Below are 3,671 nucleotides of genomic sequence, written 5' to 3'. Positions count from 1 at the left end.
GGCCGCGTTGCGGTAGAACACGTTGCGCAGCCAATCGTCGTCGACCCCGGGCAGCCGAGCCAGGGCGGTCATCGCGTCGTGATAGCCGATCGGCCAGTGCCGTCCGACCAGTGGGCCGGCCGAGTCGAAGTACCGCCACACCTTGTCCAGCACCGCTTTCGGCATGAAATGGGTGTGCACGTCGACGATTCCGGGCAGCCCCAACCGCGACCAGATCTCGGTGACCCGCGCGGCCTCGTCGTCGAGAGTCGTCACGGCGTCGCCGGCCAGGCGTTCTCGGAGACGACGTCGGCCAGCGGTTGCGGATGCGTCCAGCCGTCCAGCTCCAGTGCGGGACGATCCGGGAACGCCGGTACCGGTCCCAGGCACAGGATCGCCACCGGTTCGGCTCCGGCGGGGATGGCCAGCAGCTCGGCGAGCCGGTCCGGATCGAAGAGCGAGACCCAGCCCATGCCCAGGCCTTCGGCGCGGGCCGCCAGCCACAGGTTCTGGATCGCGCAGGACACCGACGCCAGGTCCATCTGCGGCATGGTGCGCCGGCCGAAGACATGGGCTTGCCGGCCGTCGCAGAGGGCCACCACGAACAGTTCGGCGCAGTCGCGGACACCCTCCACCTTCAGCGCCAGGAACTCCTGTTCGCGGTGGCCGAGTGCGCGGCCGGTGAGCCGGCGCTCGTCGTCGACCAGGGTGTGGATCCGCGCGCGCAGCGCGCCGTCGGTGATCCGGATGAACCGCCACGGCTGCATCAGGCCGACACTCGGCGCGGCGTGCGCCGCGTGCAGCAGCCGGGTCAGCACGTCGGCGTCGACGGTGCTGCCGGCGACGAACCGGCGCATGTCGCGGCGCTCGGCGATCACCCGATACACCGCCCGGCGCTCGGCCGGGTCGAACGCGTGGTCGGCCACCCAGCCATGATAGAAATCGCAGCGATGCAGCTGCGCAGGGTGCGACCCGGATGGCTTCTCCCGCTGGCGGCGCTGGTGGTCTACCCGGCGCTGTGGGTCGGCTATCGGCAGGGCTGGGGCTGGCTGGCCGGCATCGACTCGTCGGCGCTGAGCGCGAGCCACCACGTCGGGATCAAGCACCCGGACTGGGTGCGGTTCTGGGACGGCGTGTGCACGGTGTTCGCCCCGGTCACCTTCCGGGTGGTCGGGGCGGTGGTGATGCTGGTGGCGCTGGCGATGCGCCGGCTGCGGGTGGTGCTGTTCCTGGCGATCAGTGTCGAGCTCTGCGAGTTCCTGACCCGGATCGCCAAGGGGCTGGCCGACCGGCCCCGGCCGGTGACCGCACTGGTGGGCGCCGCGTCGTCGTCGTTTCCGTCCGGGCACGCGCTGGGCGTGATGATCGGGGTGCTGGCGCTGCTGACCGTGCTGCTGCCGCTGCTGAACCGGCCGGCCCGCGCGGTGGCCGTCGCGGTGGGTGCGCTGATCGTGCTGGCGGTCGGCGCCGGGCGGGTGATCCTCAACGTGCACCACCCGTCCGACGTGCTGGCCGGTTGGGCGCTCGGTTACGCCTACGTCAGTGGCTGCCGGTGGCTGGTGCGGCCCGGGTGGTGACGGCCGTCTCCGGTCATTCCTTGGCCGGGTCGGGGGTACAGGTGGCCGCCGTCCTGGGCGGCGACCTCGGCCAGGACACGCCGGAGTGCACGATGTCGTGAAGTTTCTCCGCCGGACGGTCCAGCCGGTTCTTCAACAGCCCGCAACGGTTGACCCGGCGAAGACGGGCCGACTTAGATTGGATGGTGATGTTGCGTCCTGAAAGTTGGGCTGGACTGGCGGGTGGGAGTCCCGTCCCGGTAGGCACCGGAGCGCCGGGTAGCAGGCCGCGGTTCGTCGTCGAGAGGCGGCGGGCTGAGCGGGGTGTCAAGAGCCTCTTCGGAGGGAGCAACTGCGCGGGCCGTAGCGTTAGGCGAACTCTGCAGCCGCGTTACAACGGGAGAGTCGAGCCGCTCATCTCACGGCGAAGGCCATGTCCGTCGAGCCCCGGTCCGGGGTCAGCTCGTCGGGTCTCTCCGGGGTATGGGAGGCGGCACGTGCACACAGTCTGGCGCCGGGAGGAAAGGGCCCCAACTTTGATCACGCGTGTGAAGTGGGTAAGCGCGAGGGCATGACCGGGCTTGCCCGGTCCAACTACCCCGGCAGGTCATCGCTTGCTGTAGCCGGCGACGAGCTGATAACGGCGTCCTGCCGCTGCCACAACCGCGCGGCGCAAGCCGAGCATGCCTGGAGGCTGTTTCGCTTGATGGTTAAAAAGCGGGGCCGCAATCTGCGTGCTGGCCAGGCCGATCGGTGGACCGAGGAGTGGTTTAACGGTCACGGCCTGCACCGGCTTCGCGGCACCATCCGCTACCCGAAGGCAGCGTAACCATGTCTAGAAGATCATCGGTAAGCCGTGTGCGGGAAAACCGCACGCACGGATTGAAAGGGGGATGGGGAAACGGGTCTGCTCAGCAGACACCGCGCCCCTGACCGGAAAATGACCGACACCACGTCTGCGGCCGACCCGGTCGGCGCGCTGATCTGTTCCCGGCAGGGCTGCAACGCGGACGCGACCTTCGGCATGCTGTGGAACAACCCGCAGATCCACACCCCGCAACGCCGGAAGGTCTGGCTCACCTGCGACGACCATCGGGACTACTTCCGGGCGTACCTGTCGTCGCGCAGCTTCCTCAAACAGGAGGTTCCGGTCGACCAGCTGGACCGCGCTCCCGGCAGTTGATCAAGCGTGATCCAAGCGTGCCGGAACCTTTACCCGGCCCTCCTTGCCTTCGGTTCGCCCGCAGCCGACGATTGACCGATGCGCCGATTACTGGGTCTGCTGTCCGTCATGCTGTCTGCCCTGGCCGGCGCGCTGATCGCGGCACCGGCGGGCTACGCCGTCACCCCGTGGTTCGGCCAGTCCGTCGGCAATGCCACCCAGGTGGTCTCGGTGGTCGGCGTCGGCGGCTCGAACGCCAAGATGGACGTCTACCAGCGCGGCGCGGCCGGCTGGAAGCCGGTCGGGGTCGGCATCCCCACCCACATCGGCTCGGCCGGGATGACCCCCAAGGCCCGGGACGGCTTCCCGGCCACCCCGATGGGCGTCTACTCGCTGGACTACGCGTTCGGCACCGCACCCGACCCGGGTACCGCCCTGAAATACGTCCAGGTCGGCCCGGATCACTGGTGGAGCAGCGGCCCGGGGCCCACCTACAACACCATGCAGGTCTGCAAGCGGGCCCAGTGCCCGTTCGACACCTCCGACGCCGAGAACCTCGACATCCCGCAGTACAAGCACGCGGTGGTGATGGGCGTGAACAAGGCCCAGATACCCGGCGACGGCGGCGCCTTCTTCTTCCACACCACCGACGGTGGGCCGACGGCGGGCTGCGTCGCCATCGACGACGACACCCTGGTCAAGATCATCCGGTGGCTACGGCCCGGCGCGGTGATCGCGATCGCGCAGTGACCCGACCGCCGGATGGTCAGGCCATCGCCGGCCCAGCCTTCACCGCAAAACCGCTCTCCGGCAACCGCATCGTCGCCTCATAGGTGCGGTCGTAGCCGGTGGCGCTGATCCGCCAGCCGTCGGCGGTGCGCCGATACTCGTCGCGGTAGAACGCCGCGCCGATCAGCATGAAGTCGGCCTCGGCGACGATCACCCGATCCTGCAGATACCAGATCCCGGACGCC

Annotated in this window: 6 protein-coding genes and 1 pseudogene; 4 read left to right on the top strand and 3 right to left on the bottom strand. The window is 69.3% G+C overall.

The window, feature by feature from the left end; all coding sequences use genetic code 11:
• Positions 1 to 255 (bottom strand): annotated as a pseudogene (locus tag AC2VNT_RS09630) (hypothetical protein); the annotation flags it as partial.
• Positions 252 to 905: a 5,6-dimethylbenzimidazole synthase gene (gene bluB / locus AC2VNT_RS09625; protein ID WP_486946642.1), complete on the bottom strand. Its 654-nt coding sequence runs from the start codon at positions 903 to 905 to the stop codon at positions 252 to 254. The gene bluB and the pseudogene AC2VNT_RS09630, both read right to left, overlap by 4 nt.
• 24 nt (positions 906 to 929) lie before the next feature.
• On the opposite strand from bluB, the gene AC2VNT_RS09620 reads away from it, so the two are divergent.
• The 4 genes from AC2VNT_RS09620 to AC2VNT_RS09605 all read left to right on the top strand — a co-directional run bounded on the left by AC2VNT_RS09620 (position 930) and on the right by AC2VNT_RS09605 (position 3,447).
• Positions 930 to 1,556, top strand: coding sequence for a phosphatase PAP2 family protein (locus AC2VNT_RS09620; protein ID WP_486946641.1), 627 nt, complete (start codon positions 930 to 932; stop codon positions 1,554 to 1,556).
• A gap of 550 nt (positions 1,557 to 2,106) precedes the next feature.
• The gene (locus tag AC2VNT_RS09615; protein ID WP_486946640.1) at positions 2,107 to 2,364 is read left to right on the top strand and encodes a hypothetical protein; all 258 of its coding nucleotides are present in this window, start codon (positions 2,107 to 2,109) and stop codon (positions 2,362 to 2,364) included.
• 111 nt (positions 2,365 to 2,475) lie between these two features.
• Positions 2,476 to 2,718, top strand: coding sequence for a hypothetical protein (locus AC2VNT_RS09610; RefSeq protein ID WP_486946639.1), 243 nt, complete (start codon positions 2,476 to 2,478; stop codon positions 2,716 to 2,718).
• Positions 2,719 to 2,796: 78 nt separating this feature from the next.
• Positions 2,797 to 3,447 carry a L,D-transpeptidase family protein gene (locus AC2VNT_RS09605; RefSeq protein WP_486946638.1) on the top strand — a complete coding sequence of 217 codons (651 nt, stop codon included), beginning with the start codon at positions 2,797 to 2,799 and terminating at the stop codon, positions 3,445 to 3,447.
• A gap of 16 nt (positions 3,448 to 3,463) precedes the next feature.
• Here the strand turns inward: AC2VNT_RS09605 and AC2VNT_RS09600 are convergent.
• Positions 3,464 to 3,671 (bottom strand): nuclear transport factor 2 family protein (locus AC2VNT_RS09600; RefSeq protein ID WP_486946637.1); only part of this gene is annotated, 208 nt, incomplete at its 5' end.

The sequence above is a fragment of the Mycobacterium sp. TH-M15 genome (assembly GCF_057473705.1).
This window is presented reverse-complemented; position numbering and strand designations above follow the sequence as displayed.

Bases quoted from the DNA above. Each gene is read 5' to 3' on its own strand.
- AC2VNT_RS09620 (WP_486946641.1), top strand. From the start codon at position 930: ATGCAGCTGCGCAGGGTGCGACCCGGATGGCTTCTCCCGCTGGCGGCG.
- AC2VNT_RS09615 (WP_486946640.1), top strand. From the start codon at position 2,107: ATGACCGGGCTTGCCCGGTCCAACTACCCCGGCAGGTCATCGCTTGCT.
- AC2VNT_RS09610 (WP_486946639.1), top strand. From the start codon at position 2,476: ATGACCGACACCACGTCTGCGGCCGACCCGGTCGGCGCGCTGATCTGT.
- AC2VNT_RS09605 (WP_486946638.1), top strand. From the start codon at position 2,797: ATGCGCCGATTACTGGGTCTGCTGTCCGTCATGCTGTCTGCCCTGGCC.